Consider the following 14,745-nt stretch of genomic DNA (forward strand, 5'->3'; position numbering starts at 1 on the left):
CCGGCGACGCATTTGGTTTCACTAGTCCCGCCGGTTGAAATGCGTCCTTAGCGCCACATGCGTCTGCACCGTCGCGACGCCCGGGATGATCGATATCTGCCGGCGGATGGTGTCGAGATCGCCGTTGGAGGCGCATTCGACCAGCACCATCAGGTCGGTGGCGCCGGCGAGCGACCAGCAGGTGACGATGGGCGGCATGGCGGAGAGATGCGGCACGATGTGGTCGCAGTTCTTGCCGGGCTGGAAGGTGATGGCGATCAGCGATTTGACCGTCGGGCTCTGGTCTTCGATGCCGAGGCGGATGGTGTAGCCGGCAATCACGCCCTTCGATTCCAGCCGCCGCAGCCGGTCATGGGCCGCGCTGCGCGACAGGCCGCTGTGGCGGGCCAGCGCCACCAGGCTCTGGCGCGAATCCTGCCTGAGCGCCGCCAGCAGTAGGCGATCCTTCTCATCGATTTCCGTCATAACGTCGCCTCCTTGTCGATCTTTCCGGACATATGTCCGGTCAGGCGTCATCATGTCCAGTGAAACCGGACGATAGGCAAGATAGCGTCTCCCTGCAACAACGGAGCCTTTCCATGCCCAAACTGAATATCCCCGAGAATGCCGTGCTGCTGCCGATCGACATGCAGCAGGCCTTTGACAGCGCCCCCTGGCCGCGCCGCTGGAACGACGCGGTCGATGAAAACGGCCTTGCGCTCCTTGCCGCCTGGCGGGCGAGCGGTCGGCCGATCATTCACGTGCGCCACGACAGCGTCATGCCCGGTTCGACGCTTTCGCTGGGCGCCCCCGGCAATGGTTTCAGGCCCGGTTTCGGACCGATGGGAGACGAGGCGCTCGTCACCAAGGGCGTCAATGCTGCCTTTATCGGCACGGATCTCGATCTGCGCCTTCGTCGTCTCGGCGTCGACACGGTCGTCGCCTTCGGTATTTCCACCGACATGTGCGTCTCGACCTCGGTGCGCGTCGGCGCCAATCTAGGCTACCGCATGATGCTCGTCGAGGATGCCTGCGACTGCTTCGACCAGCCGGACGGCGAAGGCGGAGTGGTTTCGGCGCGCGACATCCACCGTGCCCATGTGGCGACCTTGCGGGCGGAATTTGCCGAGGTGCTGTCGACGGCGAAGCTCGTCGAGGCGTTGCAGCGCCCCGCAGCGGCTTGACGGTCCGGCGCGGGCAGACGTGGGCTAACGCTTAGCTGCTTTTCTCTCCCGCGTCGCCGATTAACGGTTGGCGCCGCGGACTTCCTGGATCTCGGTCGTCCATTTCGGTGCCGTCAGGCTTTCGCCCTCGCGGTTGGGGAAGGTGAGGAAGGTTTCGAACGAACGGCTCTGGCCCGCCGGTACGCGGGCGAGGATCAGTGCTGTGTCGTTGCCGATCGTCTCGCAATTGCCGTCGGGGCAGTTCTCGAGCGTGACCGCGAGGCGGAAATATTCGAGCAGTTGCGGCCCCTTGTTCGTCACTGTACCGCGCAGCCGGAAGCTTCTCTCCGGCTGGCTCTGCTCGAAGGTCAGGCCTTCCAGGGCGACATCGGCGGCCGTGAGACCGGCGGGCTGCGTCGTCTCGACGGGCTTCGGAGCGGGAGGCGTGCGGCCGTCGCGGTCGGCAAACCAGATGATGAAGGCGACGAGCAGGCCGAGTGCCACGGCGACGGAGAGGATCGGTTCGGCCCAATGACGAAAGCGGCTGAAGCGCGCTGCCAGATACACGACGACAAGACCCAGCGGCAACGCAATCAACCACAGCATCAAGATCCTCCTCAACCCCGCATCATTCCTTGGTCCGGAATCGACGCAACAGAGAAATCGTGCAGCCGATCAACGTGTTACAGCGACGCTCGCCTTCTCGGAACGGCGCGCTACACCACCTGGCCTTTATATAGGGTGGGCGCCGACTGGCAACACGCCGGGGCGTGGACGAAAGGAAGCACCCTGACGAATTGGTGAACACGCGTGACCAGGTCATGCGCTCCCGCGCCTACGTGTGCAGGACGCCTCACTATCTGGCGGATGTCAGGTCCACCCAGTAGGTGCCTTCGAAGGGCACCGCGGCGAAGCGGGCGTTGATCTCGGCAAGGCTCTTTTGCGGATCGAGATCGCCGAACAGATCCGGCCGGATCCAGGTGGCGAAGGCTTCGGCGGCGACGATGTTGAGCGGGATCGCGTTGAAGAAGTTCCAGAGACCGTGCACGCGCTTTTCCTCGATGGCGCGGATGGTCTTCAGCGCCGGCGCTTCGATGGTGCGGGCGAGCGTCTCGCGGGCTTCGTCTTCGCTGACGCCGGGGCCGATCGAGAGCGTGCCGTATTTGCCGCCGGGCGAGGAGGTGGCGATATAGATTTCCGGATTGGCGGCCATGATCGCCTCGGCGTTGACGGTGCCGCCCGGCCTCGGCAGCACGCCTTCGGCAAAGTTGCGGCCGCCGGCCACCGTCAGGAATTCGCCGAGGCCGCCGGTGCCATAGGCCCAGCAACAGCGGTCGGGCTGGGGGAAGGCGTCCATCAGCACCAGCGGGCGCGGTTCCGGCTTGGCGGCGATGCGGTCGCGGATCAGCTTGAGCTTGTCCTCGTAGAACCGGGCGAAGGCCTCGGCCTGTTCGTCCCGTTCGAGGATGCGGCCGAGCAGACGCATCATGCGTGGCGTGCCGGTCAGCGCGTCGTTGTTGAAATCGACGACCACCACCGGCACGCCGATGCCGGTCAGGTATTCGATGGCGCGCCTGCCGGACTCCGTGTCGGACTGCCAGTTGTTGAGCAGCGCGAGATCGGCCTTCACGGTCAGCAGCGTCTCGAAGGAAAGGCCCGGGCCCGTGCCGTCGTCGATCTGCGGCACGTCGGCGATATCAGGGAACTTCCGCCGGAAGCTCTCGTAGATCTCGGGGTTGTCGGTCTTCATGTCGCCGGACCAGGCGGCAAGCAGGCTGACGGGATCGGGATGGATGAGCGACAGGGCGACGAGATTGAATCCGCTTCCAAGCAGGATCGCCTTCGGCTTTGCCGGTATCGTCACCTCGCGGCCGACCGCATCGGTGACGGTCATCGGCCAGATGCCTTCGGCGCGGGCGGAGACGGCAAAAAGCAGGGCGGTGATGAAAACGATCGTCAGCCGCAGGACGGCCGGGAAGGGGAAGCGGGAAGACAAACCTATTGGTTCCTTTGGCTCGGGAGGGCGCAGAGGCTGCCGCAGCTCGGGACCCCGGGCAGCAGATAGCGCAGGCAGCAGATCTTGCGCCGGCAGACACGCGCGCCGTCTTCCTCCTCGTGCCGCAGGCAATCGAAGAAGGGGTTGGGCGTGCCGTCCGGCAGGGACTTGCTGCCGATCAGCGCGTCGGCCTGCGCGTTCAGCGGCTCGATGCCGGAGGCGCGCAGCGCATAGTCGATATAGACGAGCGCATTGTTCCAGGCGAGCTTCGGGGCGATGCCGCCGACGGATTTGAGGTGGCCGACGACCTCGCGCAGATGCCCCTGCATCAGAGGAGCAAGTGTCGCGAAAACGTCGCTATCGTCTCCCTCCTGCCAATCGCCCGAGGTGGCGACGCCGAAGGCGCGGGGCAGGCCGTCCTCGGCAAGCGCCACCTTCATGCGGTCGAAGGAGACGGGAAGGACATGGTGATCGAGAACGCGCGCCACCAGATAGGGGATGGTGAGGGCCGAGAAGTAATAAAGCGACCACATGGAGGCGACGGCGCGCCGGTCGCTGGCGCCGGACTTTTCCGTGTAGATGTCGAGCGCCCGATCGAACGCGCCGGAGGAAAAGAAATCCGTCAACGCCACGCCGTCGGACAGTTCGTCCGCGAGCATCATCTTCTCGTTGCACCAGGCATGGGGGCCGGCAAAGGCGGCCGACAATGCCTTGGGACCACCGGTCGCCATGACCTGTTCGGAAACAGCAGCCGTCATCGGGTCACCCGCGCGTGGGTGAGCCTGATCGGAATTACAGCCGTGGACGAACGCCGTCCTGCAAGCATTGGACACCTTCTGAGCGTGGTCAGAAACTCATAAGGTGATCGTGTTACTCATGATTTCGTGCTGTGCAAGTCATTTATGAGTTTTATGCTCATGATTTCAGGCGCGGATGCGATGGCTGCAAGCCGGAGCCTGCAGCCATCGGGCTCGCCTATTGCATCAGGCCGAGCTGCTTGTAGAAGCCGAGCGCGTCGTAATAGTCGTTCTGGGTGGCGATCTTGCCATCCTTGACGGTGAAGACCGAGGCGCCGGTGAACTTGAAGCTCTTGTTGGTCGCAGCCGTGCCATCGGCCCAGGCACCGGAGTTGGTGCCGGAGAACTCCCATTCGAAAGAGACCTTGTCGCCGCTGGCGATCGGGTCGCCCTTCATGGTCCAGACGGCATCGGGAGCGGCGTTCAGGAAATTGTCGATGACGCCGGTCTTGGCGGCATCCTTGCCGGTCACTGGCGTGCCGACCGACGCGTCGTAATAGGTGACGTCGTCGGCAAAGTAGGATGCGGCCTTGCCTGAGTCATGGGCATTCCAGGCCGCGACATAGGCCGCGACCACATCCGGTGCCGCGTCGGCGGCAAAGGCCGCCGGTGTGAGCACGAGCGCGCTGAGGCCGAGGGCCCCAGCGGCAACAAGCAATTGACGACGGTACATCGCAAACTCCTCCCGTTTGTTTCGTTTGCATGCATTTTTCCGCGCCCGGGGCGGTGAGCCTCAGCCGTGGTTGATCATGATGTGGCGAACGGCGGTGTAGTCCTCGAGCGCGTAGACCGACATGTCCTTGCCGTAGCCCGACTGCTTGACGCCGCCATGCGGCATCTCGTTGGTCAGCATGAAGTGGGTGTTGATCCAGGTGCAGCCGTATTGCAGGCGCGAGGCTGCCTTCATCGCCCTCGAGATGTCCTTGGTCCAGACGGAGGAGGCAAGGCCGTAGTCGCTGTCGTTGGCCCAGGCGATCGCATCGTCCTTGCCGGTGAAACGGGTGACGGAGACGACAGGGCCGAAGACCTCGCGCCGCACGATCTCGTCCTCCTGTGTGGCGCCGGCCACAACCGTCGGCTGGAAGAAGAAGCCGTCCGAACTGCCGGCGGCACCGCCGGTGGTGATCTCGATGTGCTTCTGGTCGGCGGCGCGCTCGACGAAGCTTGCGACACGGTCGCGCTGGCGACGCGAGATCAGCGGGCCGATTTCGTTTTCGGTGTCGTCGGCGAGGTTGTAGCGGATGGTCGAGACGGCCGACGTCAGGTCGGCGACCAGCTTTTCGTAGATGCCGGCCTCGGCATAGATGCGGCAGGCGGCGGTGCAGTCCTGGCCGGCATTGTAATAGCCGAAGGTGCGGATGCCGTTGACCACGGCTTCCAGATCGGCGTCGTCATAGACGATAACCGGAGCCTTGCCGCCGAGTTCCAGATGGGTGCGCTTGACGCTCTTGGCGGCAGCGGCCAGCACCTTCTTGCCGGTGGCGATATCGCCGGTGATCGAGACCATCGAGATCTTCGGGTGGTTGATCAGCGCGTTGCCGACCGTCTCGCCACGACCGGATACGACGTTGACCACGCCTTCGGGCAGGATGTCGGCGAGCACGCGGGCAAGCTTCAGCGCCGTCAGTGGCGTCTGCTCGGACGGCTTGAAGACGACGGTGTTGCCGCCGGCGATCGCCGGTGCCAGCTTCCAGGCCATCATCATCAGCGGGTAGTTCCAGGGCGCGATCGAGCCGACGATGCCGACAGGATCGCGGCGGACCATCGAGGTGTGGCCGGGCAGGTATTCGCCCGCGGTCGGCGCATGCAGGTTGCGCACGGCGCCGGCAAAGAACCGCCAGCAGTCGACGATGGCAGGCAGCTCGTCGTTCCTGACCGCGTTGATCGGCTTGCCGCAGTTGAGCGCCTCAAGGGCCGCAAACCCGTCCGCATCCTTCTCGATCGCGTCGGCGATCTTCAAGAGATAGTTGGAGCGCTCGCCAGGCGTGGTCTGGGACCAGGTGGTGAAGGCCTTTTCGGCGGCATCCACGGCCGCCTCGACCTGGGCGTGCGAGGCTTCCGGCAGATCGACGATCTTGCCGCCCGTCCGCGGGTTCAGGATGTGTTCGTCGGCTTCGGTGCCGGCCTCGAAGCGCGATCCGATCAGCAGTTGGGTGTCCATGTCTGTTCTCCCTTGATAGTCGAGTTACTTGCCGGCGCCGGCGATCTGGTCGCCGTCGCGGGTGAGGTAGTAGGCGCCGAGGATCGGCAGGAAGGTGACGAGCACAACGACCATGGCGACCACGTTGGTCACGGGGCGCTGGCGCGGTCGGATCAGCTCTTCGAGCATCCAGATCGGAAGCGTCGACTGCTGACCGGCAGTGAACGTGGTGACGATCACCTCGTCGAAGGACAGCGCGAAGGCGAGCATGCCGCCGGCCAAGAGCGCCGTGCCGATGTTCGGCAGAATGATGTGGCGGAAGGTCTGGAAGCCGTCGGCGCCGAGATCCATCGACGCCTCGATCAGCGAGCCGGAAATCCGCCGGAAGCGAGCGACTGCATTGTTGTAGACGACGACGATGCAGAAGGTCGCGTGGCCGAGAACGATGGTCCAGAAGGAGAAGGGGATATCGGCCATCGAGAAGGCGGATCTGAGCGCAATGCCGGTGATGATGCCGGGAAGTGCGATCGGCAGGATCACCAGCAGAGAGATCGTCTCCCGGCCGAAGAAGCGCGTCTGGCTGACGGCGGCTGCACAGAGCGTGCCGAGCACCAGAGCCACGGCGGTGGCGATCGAGGCGACCTTTACCGAGAGCGTCAGCGCCGCCCAGACGTCGGGCCGGTTCCAGGCAACGGCGAACCATTGCGTCGTCAGGCCGGGCGGCGGGAACTGGTAGCTCTTTTCCTCGGTTGTAAAGGCGTAGAGGAAGATCAAGAGGATCGGCAGGTGCAGGAAGGCGAGGCCGACGCCGGCTGCGATCTTCAGGCCCATCGGCGAGCGGTTGCGTTCAGAGCGCATCGAAGGCCCCCATGCGTTTGGCGACGAAGAGATAGGCGCCCATGATGACGATCGGCACCACCGTGAAGGCGGCGGCGAGCGGGATGTTGCCGGCAGTGCCCTGCTGGGCATAGACGGCCTGGCCGATGAAGAGCCGCGAGGAGCCGACGATCTGCGGGATGATGTAGTCGCCGAGCGTCAGCGAGAAGGTGAAGATCGAGCCGGCGACGATGCCGGGCAGCGCCAGTGGAAAGAGCACGTAGCGGAAGGTCTGGGCCGGCGTGCCGCCGAGATCGGAGGAGGCCTCGATCAGGTTGCCCTGCACCCGCTCCAGCGCTGCCTGGATCGGCAGGATCATGAAGGGCAGCCAGACATAGACGAAGACGATGAAGGTGCCGGTGTAGCTGACCGAGAGCGAGTTGCCGCCAACGACAGGCAGCGCCAGCCAGCCGTCGAGCAGCCACATGAGATGCAGCTTGCCGAAGATCCAGGTGAGGATGCCTTCCTTGGCGAGGATCAGCTTCCAGGCGTAGATCTTGACCAGATAGCTCGACCAGAGCGGCAGCATGACGCCGAGATAGAAGAGCACCTTCCATTTTCCCTGGGCGTAACGCGCCGCGTAATAGGCGATCGGGAAGGCGATGATGGCGGAAGCGACGGTCACGGTTGCGGCCATCAAGACGGTGCGCAGGATGATGTCGAGATTGGTCTCGCTCAAGAGCTGGCGATAGGTCGCGAAGGTGAACTCGTAATTGATCAGCCCTGAGAAATCGTCGATCGAGAAGAAACTCTGCAGCAGAAGCGCAAAGAGCGAACCGAGATAGACGACGCCGAGCCAGAGCAGCGGCGGCGCGAGCATCAGCGTCAGAAGCAGGTGCGGGTGACGCCAGAAGAAATCCGACAGGCGGCCGGCGGGGCCGCGGCGTTCGGGCAACACGAGGGGTTCGGCAAAGGCGGTCATGCGTCCTCCATCGGGTGCAGCTCGTTGGCGGCGAAGCTGATGGTGACGAGGCTACCGAGCGCGGGCACGGCAAGGGCTGCGGGGCTGGCAACGGCAACGCGGGCGCCGTCGACATCGACGACGACGCGGTTGACGGCGCCGAGGAAACTATGGGCCGAGACGGTGCCCGAAAGGCTGAGCGCGCCATTGGTCGGCGCGGCGATGGCGATCGCCTCGGGACGCAGGCTGGCAAAGGGTGCCTTCAGCCCGAGCCGCTGGCAGAGCTTTTGCGGCAGCACGTTGGACGAACCGACGAAGTCTGCGACGAACCGCGTCTTCGGCTGCTTGTAGACATCTTCCGGGCTGCCGAGCTGTTGAATGCGGCCATCGTTGAAGACGGCGATGCGGTCGGCCATCGACAGGGCCTCGCCCTGGTCGTGGGTGACGAAGACGAAGGTGATGCCGAGCGACTTCTGTAGGCTCTTCAGTTCCTCCTGCATCTGCTCGCGCAGCTTCAGATCGAGCGCGCCGAGCGGCTCGTCGAGCAGCAGCACCTTGGGCTTGTTGACGAGCGCGCGGGCAAGTGCCACGCGCTGACGCTGGCCGCCGGAGAGCTGGCCTGGACGGCGGGTGCCATAGCCCGGCAGCTTGACCATGGCGAGCGCGTTCTCGGCCGCCTTGCGGCGTTCTTCGCGGCCGACGCCCTTGACCATCAGCCCGTAGGCGACGTTGTCGAGGATCGAGAGATGCGGGAAGAGGGCATAGTCCTGGAAGACGGTGTTGACGCTGCGGCGATAGGGCGGCACGCCCTCGGCGGTTTCGCCGAAGATCTCGATGTGGCCGCCGGTCGGCTGCTCGAAGCCGGCCATCAGGCGCAGGCAGGTGGTCTTGCCGGAGCCCGAGGGGCCGAGCATGGCGAAGAACTCGCCCTCTGCAATTTCGAGGTTCACGCCATCGACGGCGCGCACGGCGCCGAAGTGGCGGGAAACATTGTCGAAGAGAACGGCGGTGGTCATTTGAATGCTCCGGAAATGTGGCCCCTCATCCGCCCTGCCGGGCACCTTCTCCCCGCAGGCGGGGCGAAGGGGACGTGCGGCGGGCGTCTTGCCTCAAGTTCACGCCCTGCGGTTTGGCCGGGGGCGTTCCCTCTCCCCGCGTGCGGGGAGAGGGTCAGGGTGAGGGGCAAATGCTTGCGATAGGTCTGACGGCTCAGCGGCCGCCGATCACGCCGATATAGTCGGAGACCCAGCGGTGATAGGGCACGCATTCGCCCTGGCTTGCGCACTTCGTCACCGGCGTCTTCCAGAACTTGACCTTGTCGAAGTCCTCGTAGCCGTTGGTCTTGCAGCCGGCATCGGTCAGGAGTTCGTTGCCCTTGCAGGCGGCACCGACCGACGGGTTGGCGCCGAACCAGGCGGAGACGTCACCCTGGACCTTCGGCGACAGCGAGTGTTCCATCCACATATAGGCGCAGTTCGGATGCTGGCTGTCGGCATGCAGCATGGTCGTGTCGGCCCATCCTGTCACGCCTTCTTCCGGAATGGTGGATGCGATCGGCAGCTTCTCGGCTTCCATCAGGTTGACCTGGAACGGCCAGGAGCCAGAGGCGACGACGCCTTCGTTCTTGAAGTCGTCGATCTGGATCATCGCGTCGTGCCAGTAGCGGCCGACGATCTTGCGCTGGCCGCGCAGCAGCTCGAGCGCTGCCTTGTACTGGTCTTCATTGAGTTCGTAGGGGTCCTTGATGCCGAGTTCCGGCTTGTGTGCCATCAGGTAGTTGGCAGCGTCGGCAACGTGGATCGGGCCGTCATAGGCCTGGACGCGGCCCTTGTTGGACTTGCCGTCGGGCAGCTTCATTTCCTCGAAGACGACGTTCCAGCTCTTCGGCGCTTCGCCCTTGAAGGCGTCCTTGTTGTACATCAGCACGTTCGGGCCCCAGACGTAAGGTGTGCCGTAGTGCACGCCGTTGACCGTGTACCAGGGCGCGTTCTGCATGCGCTCGTCGATGGTCTTCCAGCTGGGGATCAGGTCGGTGTTGATCGGCTGGACGCGCTTGCCGGCAACGAGGCGCAGCGAGGCGTCGCCCGAGGCGGTGACGAGGTCGAAGCCGCCTTCGTTCATCAGCGCCACCATTTCGTCCGAGGTCGCGGCGGTCTTGACCGAGACCTTGCAGCCCGTCTGCTTCTCGAAATCCGTGACCCAGTCATAGGCCTTGTCAGTCTCGCCGCGCTCGATGTAGCCGGCCCAGGCGACGATAGAGAGTTCGCCTTCGCCCTTGCCGAGTTCCTTCAGCGGCTCCTGCGCGAATGCCGGGGCGACAAGGCCGAGCGACAGGGTCAATGCCGTGCAGGATTTGAGCATCTGCTTCATCTGAATTCTCCCAGTTTTGAGCCGCGTTTTGCGGCTTCGTTCCCAGGATGAAGCGTGCCTTCATTTCACCGTATTCGCAAATTCATTAAACAGAATGTCGCTTTCGGTTTTTCCGATATCTCTAGTCGGGAGGCACGCCAAAGGTGTGGTCAGTGGCGGGAGAAGGCTAATAAATCCAGGGAATTAGCGCGGCCTGGCGCTTCGGAGCGCCTCGGCGATGCCGACGAAATCGCGCGCCGATTGTGGCAGGCCGGAACCCTTGCGCCAGACCATGCCAACCTGGACGACGGGAAGGGCGCCGGAGACGTCCCGGCTTTCGATGCGGTCGCCTTCAAGCGACCAGGGGCGGTAGACGAGGTCGGGAAGGAGCGCGATGCCGGCGCCGGTCGCGACCAGACTGCGCACCGCCTCCACCGAGCGGGTGCGGAATGCCACGTGCGGACGGGCTCCGAGCGCGGTTAGAAGCTTGCCGGTGTTCTCCTCGATTTCGTCGACTGTCAGCATGATCAGCGGTTCCTTGGCGATATCGCTGACGGAGATGATGTCGGCGCTGACCAAGGGATGGCCGATCGGCAGCCACAGGCGATAGGGCGAGGTTTCGAGGATTTCCGCCTGCAGCGCCATGCGATCGCGCAGGTTGGAGATGACCATGACGGCGACGTCGAGCTCACCGCCGATCAGCAGATGTTCGAGATAGGAGCCGTTGTCCTCGATGGCGCTGACCTCGACGCCGGGGCAGGCGCGGCGATAGCGGGCGAGCAGATCGGAGAGCACGTAGCCGGCGACCAGCGAGGTGACGCCGAGATTGAGCTTGCCGCCGGTCTCCTCGCGGCTGTCGGAAAAGCTGCGGCGGGCGTCCGAGACATTGGAGAGGATCTTGGTGGCGTGGCGCAGGAACTGATGGCCGTTATGGGTGATCGACAGACCGCGCGGGTGCCGGTCGAAAAGCTCGACGCCGAGATCGCCTTCAAGCTCCTTGATCGCCTCGGTGATCGAGGATTGCGAGATCGACAGGTTCTGCGCCGCACGGGTGATCGACCCCTGTTCGGCAACGGCGACGAAATACTGCAGCTGTCTGAAAGTGAAGGCCATGGCGCGAGTTAATAGGTGCAGGGCGCGGCTGGCAAGCCGTTGCCGCGCCGCCGCTGTCTGCCCGGATTAGTTCACCTTTCGAAAGGCGTCGAAACCACTGCGTTTGTTGAAGAGAACCAGAACGGCTTTCCCGAAAATGTTCTCCTCCGGAACAAAGCCGACATCGTGCCGGCTGTCGGCGCTTCGGTTCCTGTTGTCGCCAAGCATGAAGTAGTGGCCGTCTGGAACGGTGAATTCCTGGGTGTCGGAGACGGGCGTGTCTTCGGCCATTCGGTGAGAGCGGTCGCCGGACAGCCTTTCGCTGTAGATTGTAAAGTCACCGCCCTGATCGTCCGGATTGTGTTGTACCTCCACCTGCACCTTCGGCGTCGGTTCGCCGTTGATGTAGAGAGTACCGCCCCTGTATTGAACGCTGTCGCCGGGCAAACCGACGACCCGCTTGACATAGGGGAGCTCCGGCTGCGGCGGGAAGGCGAAGACGACCACGTCGCCGCGTTCCGGCGCGCTCGCAAGTACCTTCGAGTTCAGTCCGATGCCGAAAGGGAACGAGAACTTGCCGTAGCCATAGGCGTATTTGCTTGCGACCACATAGTCGCCGCTACGGATCGTCGGGTACATCGAAGATGCCGCTGTGCCGAAGGACTGGAACAAGAGCGACGTGAAGGCAATCGGCGCGACGAGGAAGATCAGGGCGAGGCCGTACCAACGTGCATACCAGGGAAAGCTCTGGCCAGGCGAAATGCCGCGAGCCAGCTGATAGCCGTGGTTTGATCCGAAGCAACGGAAGGCAACCAGCGCGAGATCGGCAAGCCACGTCGCGTCATGGGTACTCGTCGCTGCGGCAATCGCCCAGGAGGCGCCGAAGTACAGTGCGACCTCCGCAATGAAGTATGCCAGGGCGAGCTTCCAACGCCCAAGATAGGCCATCATCAGCGCTGGCGCGGCGAAGAAGCCGATCAATGCGGCGCAAACAGGATGGCGATTGCGAAAGGCCTGCAATACTTTCATGGAGACACCACGGGAGAGAGAATCGGAGCGGATTGTAGGTAGAAGGTGTAAATCAGTAATTGTAGGGGGTGGCGTTATCAACCCCGCATATTCTGAGCCGACCTGCTCGCGTGACGACCTGAATGCCAGTGATACCGCTTGATCGAGCGAGGACGTGAAATGGACAACAGGGCAAGCGCCAAACCCATGCCGAGCGAGCCCGGCATCCTCGCTTTCCACCGCCGCTGCGAGGACTTCTATCCGGCCGATGCGGTCGATGCCCCGATCGAACAGCAGCGCAAATGGTATGACGCGCTCTGCGCCGAATTCGATGCGCCGAGCCCGAAAGGGCTCACCCGCGAAGACACGCTCGTCGATGGTCTCATCCCGATCCGGCACTACACGCCGGCCACGGTATCGACCGAGACGCGCATCTACTACATCCACGGCGGCGGCTTTGTCGTCGGCTCGCTCGACAGCCATGATGCGATCTGCGCCGAGCTCTCCGATTTCGCCCACGCCGAACTGGTTTCGGTCGATTATCGCCTGGCCCCGGAGCATGTCTGGCCGGCCGCGTTCGACGATTGCTACGCGGTGCTGAAGGAATTGCTGTCCGATGGCTGTCCTGTTGTCGTTGCCGGCGACAGCGCCGGCGGCAACCTGACGGCGGGCATCGTTCTGAAGGCGCGGGCGGAAGGTCTCAAGGGCATTGTCGGCCAGGCGCTGATCTATCCGGGCCTTGGCGGCGATCTCGTCTCGGGATCTTACGGGGAAATGGCCGAGGCGCCGGGGCTGACGACCGCCGATGTCAGCTACTATCGCGATATCCTGAAGGCGCCGGCTGACAATCCTTTCGCCGCACCCTTGGCGGAAACGGACCTTTCCGGCCTGCCGCCGAGCTACATCACCGGCGCCTTCTTCGATCCCTTGCGCGACGATGCGCGTCTCTATGCGGCGCGGCTTGCCGCCGCCGGCGTCAACGTCACCTTCCGCGAGGAACCACAGATGATCCATGCCTGGCTCAGGGCGCGGCACATGAGCGAGGGCGCGCGGGACGGCTTCCGCCGGCTGGCGGAAGGGGTGGCTGTTCTCGTCGGGACGCGCTGACGCGCTGGCATCGGGTGCGGCAACGCCGAACCGTCGTGTCGGCTGGAACGGCCCTAGCTCTTCGCCTTGAACACCAGCACCGGATTTGCCTGGAAAGCGTCAGGGAACAGGGTTCTCAGGTTCTCGATCTTCGGCAGGTCGTTATAGACGATGTAGGGATGGGTCGGGTTTCGGGTCAGGAAATCCTGATGGTAGTCCTCGGCGGCGTAGAATCCCTTGAACGGCGAGACCTGCGTGACGATCCTCGCCGGGAAGGCGCCAGACTTGCCGAGCTGGTCTATATAGGCATCGGCGATCCGCTTCTGTTCATCCGTGACGGCAAAGAGCGCCGAGCGATACTGGGGACCATGATCCGGTCCCTGATAGTTGAGCTGGGTCGGATTGTGGGCGACGGAGAAGAACACCTGCAGCAGCCGGCCATAGGTCACTTCGCGCGGATCGAAGGTCACTTCCACCGATTCCGCGTGGCCGGTCTTGCCGCCGCTCACCGTCTCGTAGTCGGCGGTTGCCGCCGTGCCGCCGGCATAGCCGGAGACGGCCTTCTTCACGCCTTTGAGGTGCTGGAAGACGCCCTGAACGCCCCAGAAGCAGCCGCCGGCGAAGACGGCGATTTCCGTCGATGCGGATGATTTCTCGTCTAGCGAAGGCGGCGGAATGACGACGGCCGGTTCCTGGGCGACGGCGATCGGCGCCGATGCCATCAGCGCGGCAAAGACTGCCGCTGCCAGGTTCATGAAAGGTCTGCCTGCGATCTGTGCCGACTTGCTGCGCGCCATCGCGTCCTCCCATCGTCCGGCTTCAGCGCCGGACGTTCGATGACCTCATGTTTTCATGGGATTGGCAACGGTCAAATCGCGATCGCGTGCTTCACGCCAACGTGACGATCCGCTACCACTGGACGAATATGAGGTGCCGAGAGCAGGGGACGATGCCATGGCTGGAGAAACGGATCTCGCGAAACTGCTTTCGACGATGAGCCCGGTGCTGTTTCCGCAGACCTATGTCTATTGCACCGTCGCCTATCGGGACGCGGCGCGTTACCAGGCGCTGGAGCCGCTCGCCACCTATCGCGAGGACGAGGGGCTGACGCTGGTGCTGACCCGCGCTGCTGCGGATGAGGTGGGGCTCGGCTACGGCCCGTTGCTGCGCCGCATCACGCTCAACGTACACTCGGCGCTCGAGGCGGTCGGCCTGACGGCGGCCGTTTCTGCAGCGCTGACGCGCGAAGGCATCAGCGCCAATGTGATCGCCGCCTATTACCACGACCATATCTTCGTGCCGGAAGCGGATGCCGAGCGGGCGCTCGATGCGCTCCGGGCGCTGACCGTCGCCTGAAA

16 protein-coding genes are annotated in these 14,745 nt (G+C 63.9%); 3 read left to right on the top strand and 13 right to left on the bottom strand.

The window, feature by feature from the left end:
- Positions 1-21: 21 nt before the first annotated feature.
- Positions 22-465 carry an Lrp/AsnC family transcriptional regulator gene (locus OKW20_RS17830; protein WP_226020607.1) on the bottom strand — a complete coding sequence of 148 codons (444 nt, stop codon included), beginning with the start codon at positions 463-465 and terminating at the stop codon, positions 22-24.
- 113 nt (positions 466-578) lie between these two features.
- Here OKW20_RS17830 and OKW20_RS17835 point away from each other — a divergent pair, with 113 nt between their 5' ends.
- Positions 579-1,163, top strand: coding sequence for a cysteine hydrolase family protein (locus tag OKW20_RS17835; protein WP_429173906.1), 585 nt, complete (start codon positions 579-581; stop codon positions 1,161-1,163).
- A 60-nt stretch (positions 1,164-1,223) separates the two neighbouring features.
- Here the strand turns inward: OKW20_RS17835 and OKW20_RS17840 are convergent, their stop codons facing one another.
- From OKW20_RS17840 to lepB, 11 genes are all read right to left on the bottom strand, one after another.
- Complete coding sequence (locus tag OKW20_RS17840) at positions 1,224-1,748, bottom strand: hypothetical protein (protein WP_429173908.1); 525 nt, start codon at positions 1,746-1,748, stop codon at positions 1,224-1,226.
- A gap of 250 nt (positions 1,749-1,998) precedes the next feature.
- The gene (locus tag OKW20_RS17845; protein ID WP_429174530.1) at positions 1,999-3,108 is read right to left on the bottom strand and encodes an ABC transporter substrate-binding protein; all 1,110 of its coding nucleotides are present in this window, start codon (positions 3,106-3,108) and stop codon (positions 1,999-2,001) included.
- Between the two features lie 32 nt (positions 3,109-3,140).
- On the bottom strand, positions 3,141-3,896 hold the full coding sequence (gene fhuF / locus OKW20_RS17850; protein ID WP_429173909.1) for a siderophore-iron reductase FhuF: 756 nt from the start codon (positions 3,894-3,896) through the stop codon (positions 3,141-3,143).
- 217 nt (positions 3,897-4,113) lie between these two features.
- Positions 4,114-4,608, bottom strand: a complete 495-nt coding sequence (locus tag OKW20_RS17855) for an ester cyclase (protein WP_402319370.1) — start codon at positions 4,606-4,608, stop codon at positions 4,114-4,116.
- 60 nt (positions 4,609-4,668) lie between these two features.
- Positions 4,669-6,096: a gamma-aminobutyraldehyde dehydrogenase gene (locus tag OKW20_RS17860; protein WP_429173911.1), complete on the bottom strand. Its 1,428-nt coding sequence runs from the start codon at positions 6,094-6,096 to the stop codon at positions 4,669-4,671.
- Positions 6,097-6,120: 24 nt separating this feature from the next.
- Positions 6,121-6,933 (bottom strand): ABC transporter permease, encoded by an 813-nt coding sequence (locus tag OKW20_RS17865; RefSeq protein WP_429173913.1) that lies wholly within the window; start codon positions 6,931-6,933, stop codon positions 6,121-6,123.
- A complete protein-coding gene (locus OKW20_RS17870) occupies positions 6,923-7,873 on the bottom strand; it encodes an ABC transporter permease (protein WP_429173914.1) in 951 nt (316 codons plus the stop codon). Before OKW20_RS17870 ends, OKW20_RS17865 begins: the two co-directional genes overlap by 11 nt.
- Complete coding sequence (locus OKW20_RS17875; protein WP_429173916.1) at positions 7,870-8,868, bottom strand: ABC transporter ATP-binding protein; 999 nt, start codon at positions 8,866-8,868, stop codon at positions 7,870-7,872. The genes OKW20_RS17870 and OKW20_RS17875 overlap by 4 nt, the downstream gene beginning before the upstream one ends.
- Positions 8,869-9,061: 193 nt before the next feature.
- Positions 9,062-10,222, bottom strand: coding sequence for an ABC transporter substrate-binding protein (locus tag OKW20_RS17880; RefSeq protein ID WP_429173917.1), 1,161 nt, complete (start codon positions 10,220-10,222; stop codon positions 9,062-9,064).
- Positions 10,223-10,405: 183 nt separating this feature from the next.
- Positions 10,406-11,314 carry a LysR family transcriptional regulator gene (locus tag OKW20_RS17885; protein ID WP_043624663.1) on the bottom strand — a complete coding sequence of 303 codons (909 nt, stop codon included), beginning with the start codon at positions 11,312-11,314 and terminating at the stop codon, positions 10,406-10,408.
- 66 nt (positions 11,315-11,380) lie between these two features.
- A complete protein-coding gene (gene lepB / locus OKW20_RS17890) occupies positions 11,381-12,322 on the bottom strand; it encodes a signal peptidase I (protein WP_429173919.1) in 942 nt (313 codons plus the stop codon).
- A gap of 159 nt (positions 12,323-12,481) precedes the next feature.
- On the opposite strand from lepB, the gene OKW20_RS17895 reads away from it, so the two are divergent.
- Complete coding sequence (locus tag OKW20_RS17895) at positions 12,482-13,408, top strand: alpha/beta hydrolase (RefSeq protein WP_429173921.1); 927 nt, start codon at positions 12,482-12,484, stop codon at positions 13,406-13,408.
- A gap of 53 nt (positions 13,409-13,461) precedes the next feature.
- On the opposite strand, the gene msrA is transcribed toward OKW20_RS17895, so the two are convergent.
- The gene (msrA, locus tag OKW20_RS17900; protein WP_429174532.1) at positions 13,462-14,142 is read right to left on the bottom strand and encodes a peptide-methionine (S)-S-oxide reductase MsrA; all 681 of its coding nucleotides are present in this window, start codon (positions 14,140-14,142) and stop codon (positions 13,462-13,464) included.
- A gap of 199 nt (positions 14,143-14,341) precedes the next feature.
- Between msrA and OKW20_RS17905 the strand changes: the two genes are divergently transcribed.
- A complete protein-coding gene (locus OKW20_RS17905; protein WP_429173922.1) occupies positions 14,342-14,743 on the top strand; it encodes an ACT domain-containing protein in 402 nt (133 codons plus the stop codon).
- The last annotated feature ends 2 nt before the right edge of the window (positions 14,744-14,745 follow it).

Source organism: Ensifer sp. LBL (assembly GCF_050435225.1).
Classification (GTDB): Bacteria; Pseudomonadota; Alphaproteobacteria; order Rhizobiales; family Rhizobiaceae; genus Ensifer.